22 protein-coding genes and 1 tRNA gene are annotated in these 22,370 nt (G+C 71.1%); 18 read left to right on the top strand and 5 right to left on the bottom strand.

Annotation, left to right across the window (positions count from 1 at the left end):
- Positions 1-19: 19 nt before the first annotated feature.
- Genes ACW14X_RS14350 through ACW14X_RS14340 form a run of 3 tightly spaced genes read right to left on the bottom strand, consistent with a single transcriptional unit; the run spans position 20 to position 2,537 of the window.
- Positions 20-1,354: a PP2C family protein-serine/threonine phosphatase gene (locus ACW14X_RS14350; RefSeq protein ID WP_457166014.1), complete on the bottom strand. Its 1,335-nt coding sequence runs from the start codon at positions 1,352-1,354 to the stop codon at positions 20-22.
- The gene (locus tag ACW14X_RS14345) at positions 1,351-1,833 is read right to left on the bottom strand and encodes an FHA domain-containing protein FhaB/FipA (protein WP_141802030.1); all 483 of its coding nucleotides are present in this window, start codon (positions 1,831-1,833) and stop codon (positions 1,351-1,353) included. Before ACW14X_RS14345 ends, ACW14X_RS14350 begins: the two co-directional genes overlap by 4 nt.
- Positions 1,830-2,537 (bottom strand): FhaA domain-containing protein, encoded by a 708-nt coding sequence (locus ACW14X_RS14340; RefSeq protein ID WP_160026076.1) that lies wholly within the window; start codon positions 2,535-2,537, stop codon positions 1,830-1,832. Before ACW14X_RS14340 ends, ACW14X_RS14345 begins: the two co-directional genes overlap by 4 nt.
- A 244-nt stretch (positions 2,538-2,781) precedes the next feature.
- Between ACW14X_RS14340 and ACW14X_RS14335 the strand changes: the two genes are divergently transcribed.
- The 7 genes from ACW14X_RS14335 to ACW14X_RS14305 all read left to right on the top strand — a co-directional run bounded on the left by ACW14X_RS14335 (position 2,782) and on the right by ACW14X_RS14305 (position 10,730).
- Positions 2,782-2,868: transfer RNA gene (locus tag ACW14X_RS14335), tRNA-Leu, on the top strand.
- A 181-nt stretch (positions 2,869-3,049) separates the two neighbouring features.
- The gene (locus ACW14X_RS14330) at positions 3,050-5,389 is read left to right on the top strand and encodes a sulfatase-like hydrolase/transferase (RefSeq protein ID WP_457166013.1); all 2,340 of its coding nucleotides are present in this window, start codon (positions 3,050-3,052) and stop codon (positions 5,387-5,389) included.
- Positions 5,390-5,463: 74 nt separating this feature from the next.
- Positions 5,464-5,835 carry a DoxX family protein gene (locus ACW14X_RS14325; protein WP_457166012.1) on the top strand — a complete coding sequence of 124 codons (372 nt, stop codon included), beginning with the start codon at positions 5,464-5,466 and terminating at the stop codon, positions 5,833-5,835.
- A gap of 62 nt (positions 5,836-5,897) precedes the next feature.
- Complete coding sequence (locus tag ACW14X_RS14320) at positions 5,898-8,450, top strand: LuxR C-terminal-related transcriptional regulator (protein WP_457166011.1); 2,553 nt, start codon at positions 5,898-5,900, stop codon at positions 8,448-8,450.
- A 65-nt stretch (positions 8,451-8,515) separates the two neighbouring features.
- Positions 8,516-8,968: a cupin domain-containing protein gene (locus ACW14X_RS14315; protein WP_457166010.1), complete on the top strand. Its 453-nt coding sequence runs from the start codon at positions 8,516-8,518 to the stop codon at positions 8,966-8,968.
- A 32-nt stretch (positions 8,969-9,000) separates the two neighbouring features.
- Positions 9,001-10,194 carry a cytochrome P450 gene (locus ACW14X_RS14310; protein WP_457166009.1) on the top strand — a complete coding sequence of 398 codons (1,194 nt, stop codon included), beginning with the start codon at positions 9,001-9,003 and terminating at the stop codon, positions 10,192-10,194.
- The gene (locus ACW14X_RS14305; protein WP_457166008.1) at positions 10,191-10,730 is read left to right on the top strand and encodes a TetR/AcrR family transcriptional regulator; all 540 of its coding nucleotides are present in this window, start codon (positions 10,191-10,193) and stop codon (positions 10,728-10,730) included. Before ACW14X_RS14310 ends, ACW14X_RS14305 begins: the two co-directional genes overlap by 4 nt.
- A gap of 5 nt (positions 10,731-10,735) precedes the next feature.
- Here ACW14X_RS14305 and ACW14X_RS14300 read toward each other — a convergent pair whose 3' ends face one another.
- The gene (locus tag ACW14X_RS14300; protein WP_457166007.1) at positions 10,736-11,674 is read right to left on the bottom strand and encodes an AraC family transcriptional regulator; all 939 of its coding nucleotides are present in this window, start codon (positions 11,672-11,674) and stop codon (positions 10,736-10,738) included.
- Positions 11,675-11,815: 141 nt separating this feature from the next.
- Here ACW14X_RS14300 and ACW14X_RS14295 point away from each other — a divergent pair, with 141 nt between their 5' ends.
- From ACW14X_RS14295 to ACW14X_RS14280, 4 genes are all read left to right on the top strand, one after another.
- Positions 11,816-13,048, top strand: coding sequence for a cytochrome P450 (locus tag ACW14X_RS14295; RefSeq protein WP_457166006.1), 1,233 nt, complete (start codon positions 11,816-11,818; stop codon positions 13,046-13,048).
- Positions 13,049-13,051: 3 nt separating this feature from the next.
- Entirely contained in the window at positions 13,052-14,074 is a 1,023-nt protein-coding gene (locus ACW14X_RS14290; RefSeq protein WP_457166005.1) for an FAD-binding oxidoreductase, read from the top strand.
- A gap of 106 nt (positions 14,075-14,180) precedes the next feature.
- Positions 14,181-15,281: an S-(hydroxymethyl)mycothiol dehydrogenase gene (locus tag ACW14X_RS14285; protein WP_457166004.1), complete on the top strand. Its 1,101-nt coding sequence runs from the start codon at positions 14,181-14,183 to the stop codon at positions 15,279-15,281.
- Positions 15,281-15,889, top strand: coding sequence for an MBL fold metallo-hydrolase (locus ACW14X_RS14280; RefSeq protein ID WP_457166003.1), 609 nt, complete (start codon positions 15,281-15,283; stop codon positions 15,887-15,889). Before ACW14X_RS14285 ends, ACW14X_RS14280 begins: the two co-directional genes overlap by 1 nt.
- 14 nt (positions 15,890-15,903) lie before the next feature.
- Here the strand turns inward: ACW14X_RS14280 and ACW14X_RS14275 are convergent, their stop codons facing one another.
- A complete protein-coding gene (locus tag ACW14X_RS14275) occupies positions 15,904-16,482 on the bottom strand; it encodes a PadR family transcriptional regulator (RefSeq protein ID WP_457166002.1) in 579 nt (192 codons plus the stop codon).
- A 16-nt stretch (positions 16,483-16,498) separates the two neighbouring features.
- Between ACW14X_RS14275 and ACW14X_RS14270 the strand changes: the two genes are divergently transcribed.
- The 7 genes from ACW14X_RS14270 (at position 16,499) to mftF (ending at position 22,326) form a co-directional block, all read left to right on the top strand.
- Positions 16,499-17,302: an alpha/beta hydrolase gene (locus tag ACW14X_RS14270; RefSeq protein WP_457166001.1), complete on the top strand. Its 804-nt coding sequence runs from the start codon at positions 16,499-16,501 to the stop codon at positions 17,300-17,302.
- Between the two features lie 101 nt (positions 17,303-17,403).
- Positions 17,404-17,508 carry a mycofactocin precursor MftA gene (gene mftA, locus ACW14X_RS14265; protein WP_008355686.1) on the top strand — a complete coding sequence of 35 codons (105 nt, stop codon included), beginning with the start codon at positions 17,404-17,406 and terminating at the stop codon, positions 17,506-17,508.
- Positions 17,508-17,792: a mycofactocin biosynthesis chaperone MftB gene (gene mftB, locus ACW14X_RS14260; RefSeq protein WP_141802063.1), complete on the top strand. Its 285-nt coding sequence runs from the start codon at positions 17,508-17,510 to the stop codon at positions 17,790-17,792. Before mftA ends, mftB begins: the two co-directional genes overlap by 1 nt.
- Positions 17,789-19,021: a mycofactocin radical SAM maturase gene (gene mftC / locus ACW14X_RS14255; RefSeq protein ID WP_201451170.1), complete on the top strand. Its 1,233-nt coding sequence runs from the start codon at positions 17,789-17,791 to the stop codon at positions 19,019-19,021. Before mftB ends, mftC begins: the two co-directional genes overlap by 4 nt.
- The gene (mftD, locus tag ACW14X_RS14250) at positions 19,018-20,220 is read left to right on the top strand and encodes a pre-mycofactocin synthase MftD (RefSeq protein ID WP_457166000.1); all 1,203 of its coding nucleotides are present in this window, start codon (positions 19,018-19,020) and stop codon (positions 20,218-20,220) included. Before mftC ends, mftD begins: the two co-directional genes overlap by 4 nt.
- The gene (mftE, locus tag ACW14X_RS14245) at positions 20,204-20,899 is read left to right on the top strand and encodes a mycofactocin biosynthesis peptidyl-dipeptidase MftE (protein WP_350837636.1); all 696 of its coding nucleotides are present in this window, start codon (positions 20,204-20,206) and stop codon (positions 20,897-20,899) included. Before mftD ends, mftE begins: the two co-directional genes overlap by 17 nt.
- Complete coding sequence (gene mftF, locus ACW14X_RS14240; RefSeq protein ID WP_457165999.1) at positions 20,896-22,326, top strand: mycofactocin biosynthesis glycosyltransferase MftF; 1,431 nt, start codon at positions 20,896-20,898, stop codon at positions 22,324-22,326. Before mftE ends, mftF begins: the two co-directional genes overlap by 4 nt.
- The last annotated feature ends 44 nt before the right edge of the window (positions 22,327-22,370 follow it).

Genomic DNA, 22,370 nt, shown 5'->3' with positions numbered 1-22,370 from the left:
CTAGCCGGTGTGAAACCGCTCATGACCCGCTTCCCGCGTCTGCGGCGCTCTGGTCCGCGAGAGACTGCACCTTCTCCTGGGCGCCGGCGAGGTCCTTGCTGTGGATCCCGTCCTCGAGCTGGTTCTGGTAGGTCTCGGCCAGGTCGGCGACCTTCAGGTTGGAGGTCTGGTAGGGCTCGGAGAGATCGAGGCCGATCATCGTGGTGGGTACGCCACGGAAGATCGTGACATTGCCGTCCTGCTCGCCGATGTACCACTGGTTCTGCGACCAGACGAACGCGGTCGCAACGGCGATCCAGACGACACCGAGAAGGGTCAGCAGCCCGAAGGCCCAGCGCAGCTTCAGATACTTGGCCGGCGCCTGGAGCGCGTAGCGTATCTCCTCCGGGTCGGCGGCGATCGCGCCGTCCGGGATCTCCTCGTCGATCGGGTCCAGCTCGCCGGTGTCGCCCATCCGGTGACCGCGGAACAGGGCGGTCATCTGGCCGGTCTTGGTGGTCTTCCGCTTGAGCTCGGCCGCCGCGCCCACCATCTGGGCCTCGAGGCCCGGGGACGGGATCGTGTCGCTCGGCACAACGTCGGCGACCACGCAGGTCACGTTGTCGGTGCTGCCGGAGTCGAGGGAGACCCGGACCAGCTCGACGGCTGCGTACTCGGGCGTGCCGGTGGCCAGGATGTCGGCGATCCGCGGGTCGTCGACGTAGCCGCAGACACCGTCGCTGCAGAACATCAGCCGGTCGCCGGCGACGAGGTCGACGATGAACAGGTCGGGCTCGAGCTCCCGGGTGCCGTCGAGGGCCTTGAGGATCAGGTTGCGGTGGGGGTGGGTCTTGGCCTCCTCCTCCGTGATCCTCCCCTCGTCGAGAAGCGTCTGCACGAAGGTGTGGTCGTGGGTGACCTGGTGGATCGCGCCGTTGCGGAGGAGATAGGCGCGGCTGTCGCCCACGTGGCCGACGGTCAGCTTGGAGCCGTCGAAGAGGCCGACGGTCGAGGTCGTGCTGGTGCCGTTGAGCGTCGGGTCGTGGTCGACCAGGTGGCCGATCTCGTCGTGGGCCATGTGCAGCGCGTGGGAGACCAGGCCGATCAGGTCGTCGTCGACCAGCCCGAGGGCCGGCTCCTCGTCGAGCTTGCGCAGCTGCTGGACGGCCGTGCTGGAGGCGATGTCACCGCGGGCAGCGCCGCCGACACCGTCGCAGACGGTCAGCAGCCAAGGTCCGGCGTACCCGCTGTCCTGGTTGTCCTTGCGCACCCGGCCGACGTCCGAGACCGCCGCGAACTCGAGGCGGAAGGGTCGTCCGTCGGCAGAGCCGGGGCTGGGTGCGGGGTCGGGGGTGGGGTCGGTCGCAGCGGTCACTTGCGCAGCTCCAGGATTGTTTTACCGATCCGCACCTGGGTCCCGAGAGAGATGGCGGTCGGCTGATTGATCCGGACGGACCCGATGTAGGTGCCATTGGTCGATCCGAGGTCCTCCACGAACCACTGGTCGCCGGAGACGGCGATCCGGGCGTGGCGGGTGGAGGCGTAGTCGTCATCGAGGATGATCGCGGCATCGCTGCCGCGGCCGATGACGATGGGTGCCTGCGAGAGAGGCACGGTCACACCGGCGTTGGAGCCGGTGGTGACGGCGACATGCGTGGGTACGCCGCGCCGCGGTGCGCGCGCAGCGGCAGCCTTGCCGCGAGCCGGCGGGGCCGCGGGCTGGCCGCCGGCGGAGGCGTTGGTGACCCGCGCGCCGAACATGTCGGAGCGGATCACCGATAACGCGGCCAGCACGAAGATCCACAGGATCGCCAGATAGGCGACCCGGATGAGGAAAAGGGTCAGCTCGCTCAACGGCGCTCCTCCACGATATGCGCGGTGATGACGGTGGTGCCGATGCGCACCTGAGAGCCGTCGTCCAAGGTGGCACTCGCCATCTTCTGCCCGTTGACCAGCATGCCGTTGGTCGAGCCGAGGTCATAGACCTCGACGCGTACACGGTCGCCGGCCTGCTTCGAGCGGAACTCGATGTGGCGGCGGCTGATGCCGGGGTCGTTGATGCGCAGGTCGGCGTCGGTGCCCCGGCCCACGACGAGGTTGCCGTGGAGCGGGTGCCGGGTGCCGTTGATCTCCAGGTAGGCCTGCGCGCGGCTGACCTGGGTGTCGCTCATGTCGGCGCCGGAGACGGCGGCCTGGGCGCGGCTGCGCACCCGGAACCGGCCGATCGTCAGGTCCTTCGCCTCGCCGAACTCGATGCTCACGCGGCCCGGGAAGACGAACCCCTGCGCCTCGGCGTGGTCCATCAGCTGGCGCTTCAGCTCTTCCTTGAGGTGGGGGCCGTACGACTCCAGCTTGCCCAGATCGCTGGAGGACAGCTCCACGAAGAAGTCGTTGGGGACCAGGCGCCGCTGGCGGCTGAGCACCTGGGCGTTGTTGTCGATCTCGCGCTGGAGCGCGGCGACGATCTCCACCGACTTCACCTCGGACCGGAACGCCTTCGCGAAAGCGCCTGAGATGAGCTGCTCCAACTTCTGCTCGAACTTCTGCAGGCCGCTCACGTTGTTGCGCTCCTCTCAGGTGCCGGGGGTGGGCCGGTCGGGGTGGGTGGTCAGTCGCGTACGGGCACAGTGGTCCCCGGGATTCGGCCCGATCGTATCGGTGCACCCTAGGGGATCTGCCACTTCCCGCATTCTGCGTGGTTTCGATCCTCCCACGATCGGGTGACCACCAGCGTCAAGGCGACCGGGGTGCCGTCGTTTTGGGTCGGTGGACGCCCGTGGGCTAACGTTTCCTCTGCTGCACGCGCGAGTGGCGGAATAGGCAGACGCGCACGGTTCAGGTCCGTGTGTCCGAAAGGACGTGGGGGTTCAACTCCCCCCTCGCGCACCACCACCGAAGCCCCAGGGATGACCTGGGGCTTCGTGCATTTCAGAGCCATCCCTGAAGAACGCGGGTGTTCACCCGGTAAGGGTGACGCGGCGTGCGCAGTCGGTTGCGACGCTCGGTGAACACCTCACCGATGACTGGAGCACCCGCGATGCCGAACCGTCCCGACCTTCACGCCCGGACCATGTTGCCGATTCCGGACCGTCCTGCCTCGGGGCACACGACGTACGACGCCAAGGATCCCGACACCGCCTACCCACCGATCGAGCCGCTGCTCCCGCCGGACGGAGCGCCCAACGTACTGGTCGTACTCCTCGACGACGTCGGCTTCGGGGCGTCCAGCGCCTTCGGAGGGCCCTGCGCCACTCCGGTCGCCGAGCGGCTGGCGGGCAACGGTCTGCGCTACAACCGGTTCCACACGACGGCGCTGTGCGCCCCGACGCGACAGGCTCTGCTGACCGGGCGGAACCACCACTCCGTCGGCATGGGCAGCATCACCGAGACGGCGACCTCGGCGCCCGGCAACAGCTCGCTGCGGCCCAACACCAAGGCCCCGCTCGCGATGACGCTCAAGCTGAACGGGTACTCGACGGCACAGTTCGGGAAGTGCCACGAGGTCCCGGTCTGGCAGACCTCGCCGCTCGGCCCCTTCGACGCCTGGCCCTCGGCCGGGGGCGGGTTCGAGACGTTCTACGGCTTCATCGGTGGCGAGAACAACCAGTGGGACCCCGCGCTCTACGAAGGCACCACCGCGATCGAGCCGCCGGCGACGGCCGAGGAGGGGTACCACCTCACCGAGGACCTGGCCGACCACGCGTGCGCGTGGATCCGCCAGCAGAAGGCGCTGATGCCCGACCGGCCCTTCTTCGCGTACTTCGCGCCGGGCGCGACCCACGCTCCCCACCACGTCCCCCAGGAGTGGATCGACAAGTATGCCGGCAAGTTCGACGACGGCTGGGACGTCCACCGCGAGCGCACCTTCGTGCGGCAGAAGGAGCTCGGCGTCATCCCCGCGGACGCCGAGCTGACCGCCCGCCACGACGAGATCCCGGCGTGGGACGACATGCCGGACGAGCTCAAGCCCGTGCTCGCCCGTCAGATGGAGGTGTACGCCGGCTTCCTCGAGCACACCGACCACCACGTCGGCCGGGTGATCGACACCATCGCCGACCTCGGCGTGCTCGACAACACCATCGTCTACTACATCATCGGCGACAACGGCGCCTCCGCCGAGGGCACCGTCAACGGAGCCTTCAACGAGATGGCCAACTTCAACGGCATGGCCGCGCTGGAGACTCCGGAGTTCATGCGGTCGAAGATGGACGAGTTCGGCTCACCCAGCTCCTACAGCCACTACGCGGTCGGCTGGGCGTGGGCGATGAACTCGCCGCTGCAGTGGACCAAGCAGATCGCGTCGCACTGGGGCGGCACCCGCAACGGCACCATCGTGCACTGGCCGAACGGGATCGACGACCCGGGCTCGGTGCGATCCCAGTTCACCCACGTGATCGACCTGGCGCCGACCGTCCTCGAAGCGGCAGGGCTACCCGAACCGGCCATGGTCAACGGCGTCCAGCAGTCGCCGATGGAAGGGACGAGCATGCTCTACACCTTCCGCGGCGCGAACGAGCCGGAGCGGCACGACCTGCAGTACTTCGAGATGTTCGCCAACCGCGGGGTCTACCACAAGGGCTGGAGCGCGGTCACCAAGCACCGCACCCCGTGGGTGATGGTCGGCGGAGAGCTGCCGGCGTTCGACGACGACGTATGGGAGCTCTACGACGGCAACGCGGACTTCAGCCAGGCGAGGGACCTCTCGGCGGAGCATCCCGAAAAGCTCGCCGCACTGCAGCGGCTCTGGTTGATCGAGGCCGTGAAGTACGGAGTCCTGCCGATGGACGACCGCACCAGCGAGCGGCTCGAGCCCACGATGGCCGGCAGGCCGACGCTCGTCCGCGGCAACACCCAGCTCTTCTTCCCCGGCATGGGCCGGCTCTCGGAGAACAGCGTGGTCAGCATCAAGAACAAGTCCTTCTCCGTCACCGCCGAGGTGACGATCCCCGACACCGGTGCCGAGGGCGTGATCATCGCCCAGGGCGGCAGGTTCGGCGGCTGGACGTTCTTCGCCCGCGACGGTCGGCTCAAGTTCGTCTACAACGTGCTCGGCATCCAGCAGTTCCCCGTCGTCTCCGAATCCCTGCTCGCGGCGGGAACCCGCCAGGTCCGGGTCGAGTTCGCGTACGACGGCGGCGGCCTCGCCAAGGGCGGCGACGTCACGCTCTACGACGACGGCAAGCCGGTCGGGGCGGGTCGGGTGGCGATGACCCAGCCGATGGTCTTCTCGGCCGACGAGACCACCGACATCGGCTACGAGTCCGGTACGACGGTCTCCTCGGACTACACCAGCCGGACGAGCCGGTTCACCGGCAAGATCGCGTGGGTCCAGATCGACCTCGGTGACGACGTACATGACCACTACATCGACCCGGACGAGCGGTTCAGGATCGCGATGGCACGTCAGTAGCGATGTCACAGACGCACCGTGTGTCCCGTCGGAGGGGGTGAACATCGGGAATCACCTGAACACAGGGAGACATCATGAACATTGCCCTCTGGATCGTCGCCGGCGTATTCGGCATCGCCTATGTCACCGGCGGAATCGTCAAGCTGACGATGCCGTACGAGAAGTACACGGCCAAGACCCACTGGCCGGAGGACTTCACGCCCGGCAAGGTGAAGTTCATGGGCGCCGTCGAGACGCTGGGCGGCCTCGGTCTGATCCTTCCGGGCCTGCTCGACGTCGCGCCGGTCCTGGTGCCGGTCGCGGCGTCGTGCATGGCGCTCTACATGGCCGGCGCGGTCACCGAGCGGGTGCGGCGCAACGAGTACAAGGAGCTGGCCGGTGACCTGCTGTTCTTGGCGGCGATGGTCTTCATCGCATGGGGACGCTTCGCGATCGAGCCGTTCTAGGTCCTGAGCGCAGCCACCTTTTGAGTGATGCGCCCGCGGAACCGGGTCGCTAGCCTGACGCCATGGAGCGGCCGTGGCCGCTGACCGGCCGGGACGAGGAGCTGCGCAGGGTGGCGGCGGCGATCCGGCCCGGTGCGGCGGGCGTCATCGTTGCGGGTCGGGCGGGGGTGGGGAAGACCCGGCTCGCCCGCGAGGCGTTGGCGGCCGCTGCCGGTCACAGCGGATCGGTCGTCTTCGCCCAAGGGAGCACGGCCGCCCGGCAGTTCCCGCTCGGTGCGTTCGCCGGTCTGCTCGACCTCCCGCTCGGCGAGGCGGCCGAGACCATCAGCAGGGCGCTCGACCAGATCACCCGGCAGCTGCCGCTCGTGCTCACCGTCGACGACGCTCATCTGCTCGACGAGCACTCCGCGATCGTGGTCCATCGGGTGGTGGCCCGGCGGATGGCTCCGGTGCTGATCACGCTCCGCACCGGGGAGCCCGCGCCCGACATCGTGACCTCGCTGTGGAAGGACGAGCACCTCCCGCGCCTGGAGCTGGCGCCGTTGGACGCCGAGGAGAGCACCCGGCTGATCGCCCGGGTGCTCGGCGGTCCGGTCGACACGGACTCCGCGCACCGGCTGTGGACGATGACCGAGGGCAGCCCGCTGTTCCTGCGGCACCTGCTTGCCGGCGAGGTGGCGACAGGGAGGTTCACCGCGGCGTCCGGGATCTGGCGGTGGACCAGCGAGCCGGCGATCTCGCCGGAGCTCGCCGGTCTCCTGGAGCGGGAGATCGGGGACCTCGCGGCCGGAGTGCGGGACGTCGTCGACGTGGTCGCCCTGGCCGAGCCGGTGGCGGTCGCGACTCTGTCCGCGCTGACCTCGGCTGCCGACCTCGAGGAGGCGGAGGAGCGTGGGCTGGTGCGTACCGACGGAGTGGTCGCCCGGCTGGCGCACCCCCTCTACGGCGAGGTACGCCGCACCGCGATGGGCACGCTGCGTGCCCGCCGCCTCCGCGGCCGGGTGGCGCTCACCCTGGACCCCGAGCCGGACCCGATCCCCCGCGCCGTACTGACCCTCGACTCCGACCTGCCACCGGAGCCGGCGCTGTTCCTGCGGGCCGCCGAGGCCGCGACCCGGATGTACGACCTGCCGCTGGCCGAGCGGCTGGCGCGCGCGGCCGCTGACACCGGCGACATCGCCGCGAGGGTCGTGCACGGGGCGGCGCTCTCCTGGCTCAGCCGCGGCGAGGAGGCCGAGGCGATCCACGAGGACATCGTCGCCACCGCGTCCGACCCGGGGCTGCTCGCCATGGTGCAGCTGCACCGCACCGGCAACCTGCTCTTCACGATGGCCCGGCCCGACGAGGCCCATCAAGCGCTGGCCGCGGCCGAGGCCACCGGGGCAGCCCCGGCGCACGTCGCCGCCATGTCGCTCGTCCTGGATCTGGTGGACGGCGAGATCTCGGGCGCGCTCGCCCGGGCGCCGCAGCTGCTGCGGAGCGAGCTTCCCGACGATCTGGCCGGCATCCTCGTGGCCACCGCCGCGTCCGCGGCAGCCGCCGTCACCGGTGACCGTGAGCTCCTCGACGAGGCCGCGATCGTGGGTGGGTTGACCGCAGACCGGGTGCCGACCGTCATCCCCGGCTTCGGGCTCGCCGACTTCCAGGTGCTCGGGCACCGTCTCGCCGGCACACCGGACCGGGGCGCGGACCTGGCCCGGAGGATGCGGGCCGCCTCGGCCGACCTCCCTGGGCCGGCCAGGCTCATGGGGCTCGTCGTCGCAGGTCACGCGGCCCTGGCCGAGGGCCGCCTGCTCGACGCCCTCCTCTCGCTGCGCGAGGCCTGGGCCGCCCTGGAGGGCTCCGGCCACGAGTTCCGGTTCCGGTGTCGTACGTTGCTGGCGACCGCATTGGCGCAGGCCGGCCAACCGGAGAACGCCGCGCCGCTGCTGGCCGACGTGGCTGCCGGGCACCATCCGGCGTACCGGCTCTATCTGCCTGACGATCGCCTGGCACAGGCGTGGGGTGCCGCGGCTGCGGGATGGACGACGGAGGCGATCGGCCACGCGGTCGCCGCGGCGGATCTCGCTCGCGAGGCGGGTTCGCCGGCGTACGAGGTCCTCGCCTGGCAGACCGCGGTCCAGCTCGGCGACACGACCGTGGCGCCGGCTCGCCGGCTCGCCCCGCTGGCCGGACTCGTCCCTCGCGCCGACACAGCCCTGGCCCATGCTCGGGCCTGGGCCGACGAGGACGGCGACGCGCTGCTCCAGGTGGCGCATGCGTGGGCCCGGCTCGGTGACCTCGTCGCCGCGGGCGACGCCGCCGCGCAGGCGGCTGACGTGCACCGCCGCGCGGGGCGGCAGGGGTCGGCCCTGACCGCGGCGGCCACCGCGGCGAAGCTGGCCGAGCGGTCGGGTGCCCGTACCCCGGCTCTGGTGGTCGCGGCCCGGCCGCTGCCGCTGACGGCCCGCGAGCGCGAGATCGCCGCCCTGGCCGCCCGCGGGTTGTCGAACAAGGACATCGCCGCGCGACTCACTCTGTCGGTGCGCACCGTCGAAGGCCACCTCTACCGGGCGGGCCACAAGCTCGGCGTCTCCGAACGAGCCGGGCTGGCCGACCCTCTCGGAGTCGAGTAGCGCACTACTCGCACCACCCCGGCTCCAGCGGCGGATGCTGAACGCACCCAACCGGAGGAGGAGTCATGAGCACCACCTACGTACGGCCCGACGAGGGCCGGCACATTCCGATGATCGACGGCGACCACATCGCGAAGGTGGCCGTGAAGGACGCCCAGGGTGCGTTCGAGGTCTTCGAGGTCGTCGCCCCCGCCGCGCCGATGGCGCCGCCACACGTCTCGCCGTGGAGCGGGGTGCTGTACCTGCTCGAGGGTCGCGTCACCGCGTACGTCGACGGCACGGCCTACCACGTGGAACCGCACGGGATGGTCGTCTGCCCTGCGGGGACGCCCCTCACCTTCGAGGTGGTCGGCGACTCCGCCCGGTTCCTCGCGATCACCACCGGCGACGGCGCCGGCCGGTTCTTCGCCGACTTCGCCAGCTCCGTTCCCGCCGACCAGCCGGCCGCGGACTCGATGGCCGCGATCATGTCAGTCACCGAGCGTCATGGCGTCGCCCTCGCCGGGCCGACCCATTGACAAACTGGTCGTGCGTGTTGATTCTGTGAGACATGTCAAGCGATATGTCTCACAGGGTCGCCGCGTACGTCCCTCCGACCGGCGCGTCCTGGGCGGACCCGTGGCCGATGTACGCCGAGCTGCGCGAGCACGACCCGGTCCATCACGTCGACCGGGGTGACTACTGGGTCCTGACCAGGCACGACGACGTCTACGCGGCGGTGCGCGACCACGAGACGTACAGCTCCACCGGAGGGCTGACGACCGCTCATGACGAGCTCGACCGGATCGGGCTGGCCGACAACCCGCCGATGGTGATGACCGATCCGCCGGCGCACACGGCGTTCCGGAAGCTGGTGAACCGCGGGTTCACCCCGAAGCAGGTCGAGGACGTGACTCCCCGGGTCACGCAGTTCGTCGTCGACCGGGTCGAACAGCTCAGGGCAGCGGGCGGCGGCGACATCGTCGCGGAGCTGTTCAAGCCGCTGCCGAGCATGGTGGTGGCCCACTACCTCGGCGTCCCCGAGGTGGACTGGGGTCGCTTCGACGTGTGGACCGACGCGATCGTGACGGCCAACGCTGCTCAGGACGAGAGCATCGGAGCCGGTGCCGCCGCCGAGCTGATGGGCTACTTCGCCGAGCTCATCGAGCGGCGCCGGCGGGAGCCCGGCGACGACACGGTCTCCCATCTCGTCGCCGCCGGGCAGGCCGACGACGATGCCGGCCTGCTGCGGGTGCTCGCGTTCGCCTTCACGATGGTCGCGGGCGGCAACGACACGACGACCGGGCTGCTGGGTGGTGGCCTCCCGCTGCTGGCGGAGCGCCCCGACCAGCGCGAGCTCGCTCTGCAGGACGTCCCGGCCGCCGTCGAGGAGCTGCTGCGGCTCACCTCGCCCGTGCAGGGGCTCGCCCGGACCACCACCCGCGACGTCACTCTCCACGACGTCACCATTCCCGCGGGCAAGAAGGTCCTGCTCTGCTACGCCGCAGCGAACCGGGATCCGCGCGCCTTCGGCGCCGACGCCGAGGAGCTCGACGTCACCCGCCGGCCCCGGCAGATCCTGACCTTCGCTCAGGGCGCGCATCACTGCCTGGGCGCGGCGGCCGCCCGGATGATGGGCCGGGTGACGCTCACCGAGATACTCACCCGGATGCCGTCCTTCACCGTCGACCACGACTCGCTGCGATGGGCGCCGGGGAGCTACGTACGCAGGCCCGTCAGCCTTCACGTCGAGGTGACGGCGTGAGCTGGCTCGAGGCGGAGCGGACCGAGCTCGCCGCCGAGCGGATCCTCGACGCCGCGGGCGCGCTCTTCGTGGAGCGGGGCGTCGACAAGCCGGGCATGGACGAGGTCGCCCGCGCGGCCGGCTGCTCGCGCGCGACCCTGTATCGCTACTTCGAGAACCGGCAGGCGCTGATCTACGCCTTCGCCCACCGCGAAGCGCGGCTCATCACCAAGCAGGTCGGGGAGGTCGCGGCCGAGGTGACCGACTCCCGCAGTCGCGTGGTCGAGGCCGTCGTCGCCTGCCTCGCCGCCGTGCGCGAGCGCCCCCACCTCGCCGCCTGGTACGCCGGTGACAGCACTCTCCTCCGCGAGGTCCTCCGCGACTCCCCGATCATCCGCGGGACCGCCGAGGGCTACCTCGCCTCCGGCGACGCTGACCCCGATCTTGCCGACTGGGTCCTGCGCATCATCCTGTCGTTCCTCACCGAACCCGGCGACGACGAAGAAGCCGAGCGCCGCCTGCTGGAGCGGTTCCTCGTGGTGCCGGCGAGCAGCTAGACCCGTCAGCGGCGGGCGGCCGACGGGGCAGTGCCGTACTTCCGTCGGTGTGCGGCGGCGAAGCGGCTCGCGGAGGAGAAGCCCCAGCGCGCCGCGACGTCGCCGACGCTGAGGGCGGGGTCGGTGGTGAGGTCGGCGTGGGCGCGCTGGAGCCTGATGTCGAGGAGGTAGCGGGAGGGTGCGCAACCCAGCCACTGCTGAAAGCCCTCCTGCAGGCGGCGGACGCTGGTGCCGGCGAGGGTGGCCATGTCGGCGGCGGTCCAGGCCCGGGCCGGGTCGTCGTGGAGGGCCTCGACCACGCGGCGGATCGTCCTCGGCTGCGCAGCCGCGGTGACACCGCCGTCGGGGCAGCACATCTCCATCAGACCGGCGGCGACCGCGCCGGCGAGCTGGCGGCGTACGAGCTCGCTGTCGGCGAAGAGGTCCGGGTCGTGCAGGTTGGCGGCCAGGCTGGTGATCAGGTGGTGCCAGGCGCGACCGCGGCCGCGTTCCAGCGACAGCTGCTCCGGGAGGATGGCGCGGGTGTTGACGCGGTCGGTGCCCAGGATCCGCTCGGTCTCGACCTCCAGCCAGTCGCTGTCGAACTTCACGCCGAGCACGGTGCAGGTCGCGTCCCAGTGGCTGATCAGGGACGGGGTATCGGCCCGGAAGACGGTGCCCTGGCCGACCACCGAGGTGATCTCCCCGAACCGGCCGCGGCTCGCCAGGTGGCCGGTGATCGGCATGTTCACCTCGTACGCGCTCGGGTAGTCGCACTCGATCGCGACGTCGGCGCCCCAGCCGACGTGGCCGATCAGGACCGGCCCGAGATCGAGCGTACGCAGCGTGAGCCGCGGCTCGTGCGCGCCGCCGACCGGCCGGAGCTCGTGCGGGAAGTACGCCTGGGCCACGACGCGCGAGGCCTGCCCCCAGTCCCTGGGAGCGGCTCGCATACGACCGGACATGCCGCTGAGCGTACCTGAGACGAGCGTCACAAATCGGCCGCGCTCAGGGTGCCGTACCCGCGCAATCCGTGTCGCCGGTGCGTCGGGACCGACCTACTTTCGAGTCCTGTTCGGAACCTCCGACCCTCCCGAGGAGCACCCATGACGACCACGCAGCAACCCGGCAAGCAGGACCTCTCCTGGCTCGACGACGTGACGATGACCGAGCTGGAGCGGAACCCCTACCCGACCTATGAGCGCCTTCGCCGCGAGGCGCCGCTCGCCTTCGTCCCGGTCCTCGGCTCCTATGTCGCCTCCACCGCGGAGATCTGCCGCGAGGTCGCCACCAGCCCCGACTTCGAGGCGGTGATCACCCCGGCAGGCGGACGTACGTTCGGGCACCCGGCGATCATCGGCGTCAACGGCGACATCCACGCCGACCTGCGCGGCATGGTCGAGCCCCAGCTCCAGCCGGCAGAGGTCGACAGCTGGGTGGACGACATGGTCCGCCCGATCGCCCGGAACTACGTCGAGCAGTTCGAGGACCGCGGCCGCGCCGAGCTGGTCGCGGAGTACTGCGAGCCGGTCTCCGTGCGCTCGCTCGGCGACCTGCTCGGGCTGCAGTCCGTCTCCTCCGACAAGCTCCGCGAGTGGTTCCACAAGCTGAGCGTCTCGTTCACCAACGCCGCGGTCGACGAGAACGGGGAGTTCACCAACCCCGACGGGTTCACGCCCGGTGACGAGGCCAGGGCCGAGATCCAGGCGGTCGTCGACCCGCTGATCGACCGGTGGATCGAGCACCCCGAGAACACCGCGATCTCCCACTGGCTCCACGACGGCATGCCGCCGGGAAAGACCCGCGATCGCGCGTACATCTACCCCACCATCTACGTCTACCTGCTGGGCGCGATGCAGGAGCCCGGCCACGGGATGGCCTCGACGCTGGTGGGGCTCTTCAGCCGCCCCGAGCAGCTGGAGGAGGTCGTCGACGACCCGTCGCTGCTGCCGCGGGCCATCTCCGAGGGCATGCGCTGGACCTCCCCGATCTGGTCGGCGACCGCGCGGATCAGCACCAAGCCGGTCACCATCGCCGGCGTCGACCTGCCCGCCGGGACCCCGGTGATCCTCTCCTACGGCTCCGCGAACCACGACTCCGGGAAATACGATGCGCCGACGGCGTACGACCTGCACCGGCCGCCGCTGCCGCACCTCGCCTTCGGTGCCGGGAACCACGCGTGCGCCGGCATCTACTACGCCAACCAGGTGATGCGGATCGGGCTCGAGGAGCTCTTCGAGGCGATCCCGAACCTGGAGCGCGACACCGGTGAGGGCGTCGAGTTCTGGGGCTGGGGATTCCGCGGCCCGACCAGCCTGCACTGCACCTGGGAGGTCTGAGCGATGTCCGCCGCGATCAGTGTCTCCGGCCGCCGCGTCGAGTGCGCCGAGGACCAGTCGATCCTGGAGGCGTTCCTCCGCGCCGGCGTGTGGATGCCGAACTCCTGCAACCAGGGCACCTGCGGCACCTGCAAGCTGCAGGTGCTGTGCGGCGACGTCGACCACCGCGACTCGCCGCTCGAGACGCTGACCGCGGACGAGCGCGCGAGCGGTCTGGTGCTGGCGTGCCAGGCCCGGCCGCTCGAGGACACCGAGGTCGCGCTGCGCGGCACGGAGGCGGGCCGCGCCACCCATCCGCTCCGTGACCTCACCGCCACCGTCGTCGACGTCGAGGACGTCGCCCGCGACACCCGGCGGGTCCGGCTCGGTCTGGAGGAGCCGCTTGCGTTCTCGGCGGGACAGTACGTCGAGGTGCTCGTCCCCGGCACCGCCGTGCGGCGCCAGTACTCGCTCGCCAACACCGCCCAGGAGGACAAGGTCCTCGAGCTCCACGTACGTCGCATCCCCGGCGGCGTGGCCAGCGACTGGCTCTTCGGGCCGGTGGCCGTCGGCGACCGGGTCGAGGTACGCGGCCCGTTGGGCGACTTCCACGTCCCGGACGCGGACCAGGACGAGGGCGAGCCGATGGTGCTCATCGGTGGCGGCACCGGGCTGGCGCCCCTGCTGGGCATCGCCCGCACCGCGCTCGAACGCCACCCCGACCGGGTGATGGTGCTCTACCACGGCGTACGCACCGAGGCGGACCTCTACGACAACGACCGGCTCGCGGAGCTGGCCGAGAGGTACCCGAGCTTCAGCTTCGTGACCGTGCTCTCCCGGGAGGCGCGACCCGGTCACCGCACCGGCTACGCGCCCGACGCCTTCGTCGAGGACGTCGCCAGCGCCCGCGGCTGGTCCGGGTGGCTGTGCGGCTCGCCGGCGCTGGTCGAGGCCGGGGTCAAGGCGTTCAAGCGGCGCCGGCTGGCGCCCCGGCTCATCCACCGCGAGAAGTTCGAGCCGGCCGACGGGCTCGGGCCGGGCTCCTGACCCGGGAAAACGCCGGCGCCGAGATCGGTTCTTGCCGAGATATATCACGAACCCCCAGGATGGAGCCCGAGCGACCGGATGCCTCCGGCGCCTCGAGAGGAGAGACATGCAGCAGGTCAAGGCCGTCGTCGCCCGTGCCAAGGGCGCGCCCGTCGAGCTCGTCACGATCAACGTCCCGGACCCGGGACCGGGCGAGGCGGTGGTGAAGATCCAGTCGTGCGGGGTGTGCCACACCGACCTGCACTACCGCGAGGGCGGGATCAACGACGAGTTCCCGTTCCTCCTGGGTCACGAGGCCGCCGGGATCGTCGAGACGGTGGGTCCGGACGTGACCGACGTGGCACCGGGCGACTTCGTGGTGCTCAACTGGCGCGCGGTCTGCGGCAGCTGCCGGGCATGCAAGCGCGGTGAGCCCCAGTACTGCTTCGCCACGTTCAACGCCACCCAGAAGATGACGCTCGAGGACGGCACGGAGCTCTCGCCCGCGCTGGGCATCGGCGCCTTCGCGGAGAAGACGCTGGTCGCGGCGGGTCAGTGCACGAAGGTCGACCCGGAGGCCCGGCCTGCCGCTGTCGGACTGCTCGGCTGTGGCGTGATGGCCGGTATCGGTGCCGCTATCAACACCGGCGGCGCGACCCGCGGCAGGTCGGTGGCGGTCATCGGGTGCGGCGGTGTCGGAGTAGCGGCGATCGCCGGTGCGGCCCTGGCCGGGTCGAGCCCGATCATCGCCGTCGACATCGACGCGAAGAAGCTGGAGCGCGCCGCGGCCATGGGCGCGACGCACACCGTGGACTCCTCGCAGACCGACCCGGTCGAGGAGATCCGACGGATCTGCTCGGAGACGTACGAAGGTGCCGAAGGCGCCGACATCGTCGTCGAGGCGGTCGGGCGCCCGGAGACCTGGAAGCAGGCTTTCTACGCCCGCGACCTGGCCGGCACCGTCGTGCTCGTCGGTGTGCCCACGCCCGACATGACGGTGCCCGAGATCCCGCTCATCGACGTCTTCGGACGCGGTGGCGCCCTCAAGTCCAGCTGGTACGGCGACTGCCTCCCCAGCCGCGACTTCCCGATGCTGGTCGACCTCTATCGCCAGGGGCGGCTCGACCTGGACGCCTTCGTGAGCGAGGAGATCGGGATCGGTGACATCGAGGCCGCCTTCGAGAAGATGCACCGTGGCGAAGTGCTGCGCTCGGTGGTGGTGCTCTGATGACCGTACGCGTCGACCACGCCGTCACGAGCGGCACGTTCAGCCTCGACGGCGAGACCCACCAGGTCGACAACAACCTGTGGGTGATCGGTGACGACGAGGAGTGCCTGGTCATCGACGCCCCTCATTCGGTCGAGGACATCCTGGCCGTGGTGGACGGTCGCCGCGTCAAGGCGATCGTCTGCACGCACGCCCACGATGACCACGTACGCGTGGCGCCGGCGCTGCGAGAGGCTGTCCGGGCTCCGATCCTGCTGCATCCCGACGACCGGCCGCTGTGGGAGCTCACCCACTCGGATGAGCTGTGGGACGCGGACCTGTCCGACGGCCAGGTCATCGAGATCGGCGACACCTCGGTGACCGTCCTGCACACGCCGGGTCACGCGCCCGGGGCGGTCTGTCTGTCGGTGCCGTCGCTGGGGTGCGTCTTCACTGGCGACACCCTGTTCCAGGGTGGTCCCGGGGCGACCGGGCGCTCGTTCAGCGACCGGCCCACCATCGAGTCGTCGATCCGGGCCAAGCTGTTCACGCTTCCGGGAGACACGGTCGTCCACACCGGGCACGGCGACGACACCACGATCGCCGCCGAAGCCGCCGGTCTGGGCTGACGCAGGACCCCCGGCTATCCGCGTCGCTCGGCGGCCGCGAACTCCGCGCGCATCCAGGCGCACCACTCCAGTGCCGTACGCCGTGACCGGATGCCTCCTTCGAGGGTGATCCGCGTGGCGAACAGCGGGTTCGAGGGGTCGCGGACGCCGGGGCGGTCGGCGATCTCGGCCAGCTCCTCGAGGTAGCGGTCGAGTACGCACTGATGGGCCGCCTCGAGCCGACCGACCAGCTCGGTGGCGGTGTCGGGCTCGACGGTCCAGATGGACCACAGCCGGAGAACCTCCAGGTCACGGACCGGCTGGGGCTCGAGGTCGCCGACGACCCAGGCAGCCAGGGCGGCCCGGCCGGTCTCGGTGATCCGGTAGCGCTTCGTCGGCCTGGGGCCGGCTCCTTCGATGACCTCGTGGTCGACCAGGCCGGCGGCGTCGAGGCGGTTCAGCTCCGGGTAGATCTGGGAGTGGCGGGCGGTCCAGAAGTAGCCGATCGGCTGGCGCATCCGCTGCGCGACCTCGTAGCCGGTGCTCGGCCGCCGTGCCAGCAGCCCGAGGATCGCGAAGCCGAGGTTGGAAGCGGTCACCCCGGGATCAGTCATATGTCAATATTGACATATGCGGAGCATGAAGGGCGTAGCGGCCGGGGCGGTGATCCTCGGCCTGTTGCTGGCGGGCTGCGGCGCCGACGACGCCGGCCCGGCGAAGGCGAAGGAGTCGGGTCCGGTGCTGCCCACCGACGGGCCGTACATCGAGGGCGAGCTCGGCGGCTGCTTCCTGCCGAAGACCGACGCCGGGGTGGAGCCGATGCAGGTCGCCGGCAAGGACCTCGAGCTGCCGGCCATCCGCTTCTCGCCGCCGGACGGCCAGGACCCGTCGGCGGTGCTGGTGATGCTCCACCAGACCGACGGGGACCGCTGCGGCTGGGGAGACTTCGCGATCCTGGCGGCGCTCCAAGGCGTCGCCGGCCTCTCGTTCGACCTCTGCGGCTATGGCGCCGCCGACTGCGGGATCAAGGATCCCGACGACCCGGTGCCGCAGGTGCAGGCCGTGCTGAGCGAGGTCGAGAAACAGTGGCCGGACGCGCCGGTCGTCTTGGTCGGCGCCTCGATGGGAGGTAGTCAGACCGTCCGGGCCGTCGCCGCCGGCGTGGACGTCGACGGCTGGGTCGACCTGTCGGGGCCGTCGAGCTGGGCCGGCGTCGACCTGGCCTCGGTCGCCGACTCGATCAGCACGCCGGGCCTGATCGCCATCGCCGAGGACACCGACGGCGCCGAGGAGGCCGACGCCGCCCAGGCGCTGGCGCAGGCGACGTCCTCGGAGTTCGTCCCCGTCGAGGCGGGGCACGGCTGGGAGCTGGTGGTCGAGGAGGGCCGGCTCACGCCGCTCGGTCAGCAGGTCCTCGCGTACGCCACGGGCTGATCGCCTCCCTGATCCTGCCCGCAAGACTCTCCGATCGGGGAGGTTGCTCCGCTCACGCCGTGATTAACGTGCGAACGGTCACCCCGTGAGAGGAGCAGCAGATGGAACCCCAGAACGAGTCGAACCCGGTCGACATCGCCAGCGACGTCGCCACCGAGGACCTCATCGAGGAGGTCTCGATCGACGGAATGTGCGGCGTCTACTGATGCCCGATCGCATGCTCGAGGAGCCGTGGACACTCTCGCCCTCGGTGGCGCTGCGTCCCGAGCCCTTCGGGGCCCTCGCCTACCACTTCGGCAACCGGAAGCTGACCTTCCTCAAGCGGCCGGAGCTGGTCGAGGTGGTCCGGCTCCTCGAGCAGCACCCCCGTCTCGGCAGCGCGCTCGACGCGGCCGGCATCCCACCGGAGCAGCACGACGCGTACGCAGCGGCGCTCCGCGCCCTCGCCGAGACCGACATGATCCGCCCTCGCCATGAGGAGGCAGTGTGACCCTCGCACCAGAACGCCCCATCACTCCCCAGGGCCGTCCCGCAGGCGGCAGCCTCGTCGAGCAGTTCGAGTTCGGCCTCGACGCCCCGATCTGTCTGACCTGGGAGCTGACGTACGCCTGCAACCTCGAGTGTGCCCATTGCCTGTCGAGCTCGGGCCGGCGCGACCCGCGCGAGCTCAGCACCGAGCAGTGCAAGGCGGTCATCGACGAGCTGCAGCGTATGCAGATCTTCTACGTCAACATCGGCGGCGGAGAGCCGACGATCCGCCCCGACTTCTGGGAGCTCGTGGAGTACGCCGTCGACCACCAGGTCGGCGTGAAGTTCTCCACCAACGGCTTCCGGATCACCCCCGAGCGCGCCGCCTTCCTGGCCTCGACCGACTACGTCGACGTACAGATCTCCCTGGACGGCGCGACGGCGGAGGTCAACGACCGGGTCCGCGGAGCCGGTTCGTACGACACCGCGCTGCTCGCGTTGAGGAACCTTCGCGACGCAGGCTTCTCCGACGCCAAGATCTCCGTGGTCTGCACCCGGGAGAACATCGGCCAGCTCGACGACTTCAAGGCCATCGCCGACGAGTACGGCGCGACCCTGCGCCTCACCCGGCTGCGCCCCTCGGGCCGCGGCGCCGACGTCTGGGACGAGCTGCACCCGCTGCCTGAGCAGCAGCGCGAGCTCTACGACTGGCTGATGGCTCATGGCGAGGACGTCCTCACCGGCGACTCCTTCTTCCACCTGGCCGCGTACGGCGAGTCGCTCCCCGGGCTCAACCTGTGCGGCGCCGGGCGGGTGGTGTGCCTGATCGACCCGATCGGCGACGTCTACGCCTGCCCGTTCGCGATCCACGACCAGTTCCTGGCCGGCAACCTGCTCGGTGAGGGCGGCTTCCAGGAGGTCTGGCAGACCTCCGCGCTCTTCCAGGAGCTCCGCTCGCCGCAGACCGGCGGAGCCTGCACGAAGTGCCAGCACTTCGACGCCTGCCGTGGCGGCTGCATGGCCGCCAAGTTCTTCACCGGGCTGCCGTTGGACGGCCCGGACCCGGAGTGCGTCCAGGGCTACGGCGAGACGGCGCTCGCCGGCGACCGGCTCGTCCCGCAGGCGAGCCAGGACCACTCCCGCAGCCAGGCCAGCCGCAACGCACCGGTGCTGCTCAACCTCGGTGCCACCAGGCGGCGCCCCGTCTCCGCCTGCAACGAAGACCCGCTCGCCGGAGGTGACCTGTCATGAAGCTCGTGAACCCCTGGAAGAAGAACCCGTGGTTCGAGTCGGTCGCGGTGGCCCAGGAACGTGCCCGGCGCCGGCTGCCCAAGCCGGTCTACGGCGCGCTGGTCGCCGGCTCCGAGCGCGGCCAGAGCATGACCGACAACCAGGCCGCCTTCGCCGAGCTCGGCTGGGCGCCCCACGTCGTCGGACAGCACGCCAAGCGTGACCTGGGCACGACCGTCTTCGGCCACTCCGTCCCGCTGCCGGTCCTGATCAGCCCGACCGGCGTCCAGGCCGTGCATCCCGACGGCGAGGTCGCGGTCGCCCGCGCCGCCGCGGCCCGCGGCACCATCATGGGCCTGTCCAACTTCGCCTCGCGGTCGGTGGAGGAGGTGGCGGCGACCGGTGCCACGACGTTCTTCCAGATGTACTGGACCGGCGACCGCGACACGATGATCCAGCGCATGCAGCGGGCGCACGCCGCCGGCGCCCAGGGCCTGATCGCCACCCTCGACTGGTCCTTCTCGATCGGCCGTGACTGGGGCAGCCCCGAGATCCCGGAGAAGGTCGACCTGCGGACGATGCTGCGGCTGGCGCCGCAGGTGGCGGCCCGGCCCCGGTGGGCGTGGCAGTTCGGGCGTACGGGCTCCTTCCCGGATCTCACCGCGCCCAACCTCGCCCCGCCGGGCGGCAGCGCGCCGACGTTCTTCGGCGCCTACTACGAGTGGATGACCACTCCGCCGCCGAGCTGGGACGACGTCGTCTGGATGCGCGAGCAGTGGCACCAGATCAGCGGCACGCCGTTCGTGCTGAAGGGCGTGTGCCGGGTCGACGACGCGCTCCGCGCGGTCGATGCCGGGGTCGCGGGCATCTCGGTGTCCAACCACGGCGGGAACAACCTCGACGGCACCCCGGCCGCGATCAGGATGGTCAAGCCGATCGCCGACCGCGTCGGGGACCAGGTCGACGTGGTGATGGACGGAGGCGTACGCCGCGGCTCCGACGTCGTCAAGGCGCTCGCGCTCGGGGCGAAGGCGGTGCTGATCGGCCGGGCGTACCTGTGGGGTCTGGCCGCCAACGGCCAGGCCGGGGTCGAGAACGTCCTCGACGTGCTCAGCGGTGGCATCGACTCGGCGCTGCGGGGGCTCGCGGTCGGGTCGGTCGCCGAGCTGAGCCCGGAGCACCTGATCGTCCCGGACGGCTTCCATGTCCACGCTGGCTGATGCCACCTGGCCTGAGGTGGGCAGGGGCACGGTCCTGCTGGTGCCCGTCGGATCGCTGGAGCAGCACGGACCGCATCTGCCGTTCGACACCGACACCACCATCGCGGCCGCGGTCACGCAGGGGGTGGCCGAACGGCTCGCGGAGCAGGGTGTCCAGAGCTGGGTGGCGCCGCCGATCGCGATCGGCTCCAGCGGCGAGCACCAGTCGTTCCCCGGCACGGTGTCGATCGGGAGCGATGCGCTCCATCTGGTCGTCGTCGAGCTCGTCCGTTCGGCCCGCACCTGGGCCGAGCGGGTGGTGCTGGTCAACGGCCACGGTGGCAACGCCGCCGCACTGACCAGCGCGGTCAACCAGCTCACCTTCGAGCGGCAGTCCGCGTGCTGGCTGCCGTGCCGCACCGAGGAGTTCGACCTGCACGCGGGCCGCACCGAGACGTCCCTGATGCTGCACCTGCGGCCCGAGGCCGTACGCATGGACCTGGCCGAGCCCGGCGACACCCGGCCGCTCGCGGAGATCCTCCCGGCGATGCGGGCGGGCGGGGTCGCGGCGGTCTCCGCCAACGGCGTGCTCGGCGACCCGACCGGCGCCACCGCGGCGCAGGGAGCTGAGGCGCTCACCCTGATGATCGAGCAGACCACGATGGACGTGCTGGCTCCCGGCGGCGTGGCAGTGGGGTGAGATTCCCGACCGGCTTCCGGGTCCGAGTCCGGGAGGACGTACGCCGCATCGACCGGCGGCTGCTGGTCGGGGGTTCGCCGCTGCGTGCCGTCCGGCTCACCGATGCCGCACTGACGCTCCTCCGGACCGGCGAGGTCACGGTGGTCGACGCGGCCACGGAGGCGCTCGCGGCCAGGCTCGTCGACGGGAACCTGGCCGATCCCGTGCTCAGCGGCCACGGGGTGGACCCGGCCGAGCTCACCGTCGTGATCCCGGTGCGCGACCGCCCCGACCAGCTCGACCGTGCTCTCGGCCCGTTGGCCGGTCTCGAGCGCATCGTCGTCGACGACGACTCCCACGATCCCGACGCGGTCGAGAAGGTCGCCCGCCGCCACGGGGCGCGCATCGTCCGGCTGCCGGAGAACCTCGGCCCGGCCGGCGCGCGCAACGCCGGCCTGCGGGCCGTCGGCACCCCGTACGTCGCCTTCGTCGACTCCGACGTCACGGTCGAGGCGAGCACTCTCCTGGCGCTCTCCCGCCACTTCGCCGACAGCCGAGTCGCGCTGGTGGCACCGCTGGTCCGCAGCCGCGCCCGCAGCCGGACACCACGGTGGTTCGAGCGCTTCGACGAGGACGACTCCTCGCTCGCGCTCGGCACCCGGGCCTGCGTCGTCCGCCCCGGTGCCGCGGTGGGCTGGCTGCCCAGTGCCTGCCTCGTCGGACGTACGTCCCGGCTCGGCCAGGGCTTCGAGGAGTCGATGCGGGTGGGTGAGGACGTCGACCTGGTGTGGCGGCTGGTCGAGGCCGGCGAGGTCGTCCGCTACGACCCGGACCAGGTGGCCTGGCACGACACCCGCACCACGATCCGCGGCTGGCTGGGCCGGAAGTACCTCTACGGGACCGGCGGCGCGGACCTCGCCGTCAGGCACGGCCGCAAGGGTGCGCCGGCGGTGATGACGGCGAGCATGGCGGCCACGGCCGCCGCGCTGATGATGGGCCGCCGGTGGTCGCTCCCGGTGGCCGCCGTCGGGATCGCCTACGGCACGCTCTCGCTGCGACGGCGGCTGCCGGAGACCCCCGGACGAGACCGGCTCGCGGTCCAGCTCTGCGCCCAGGGTCTCGGCTGGACGGTCCGGCAGGAGGCCGCGCTGCTGCTGCGGCACTGGTGGCCGCTGACCGCGCTCCTCGCCCCGCACAGCAGGCTCCTGAGGCGCGCCCTTGCCGCCTCGCTGCTCGTCGACGTGGTCGTCGCCCAGGTCGACAACCCCGGCACGAGATACCGCCCGCTGGCCCGGCGGCTGGACGACATGGCGTACGGCGCCGGGCTCTGGGCCGGCGCGATCAGAGCACGTTCGGTGACCTGTCTGCTGCCGCGCCGACCCGGCCAGAAGACCGGCCAGAAGAGCGGCCCGAAGACCGGCCAGGGAGGCACCTCTCCCAACGGGTAGGTAGGCCCCTCCCGGGCCGGGCTGTTTCCCGTTCCTCGCCTGTT

It is taken from the genome of Nocardioides sp. YJ-D4 (assembly GCF_054031495.1).
This window is presented reverse-complemented; position numbering and strand designations above follow the sequence as displayed.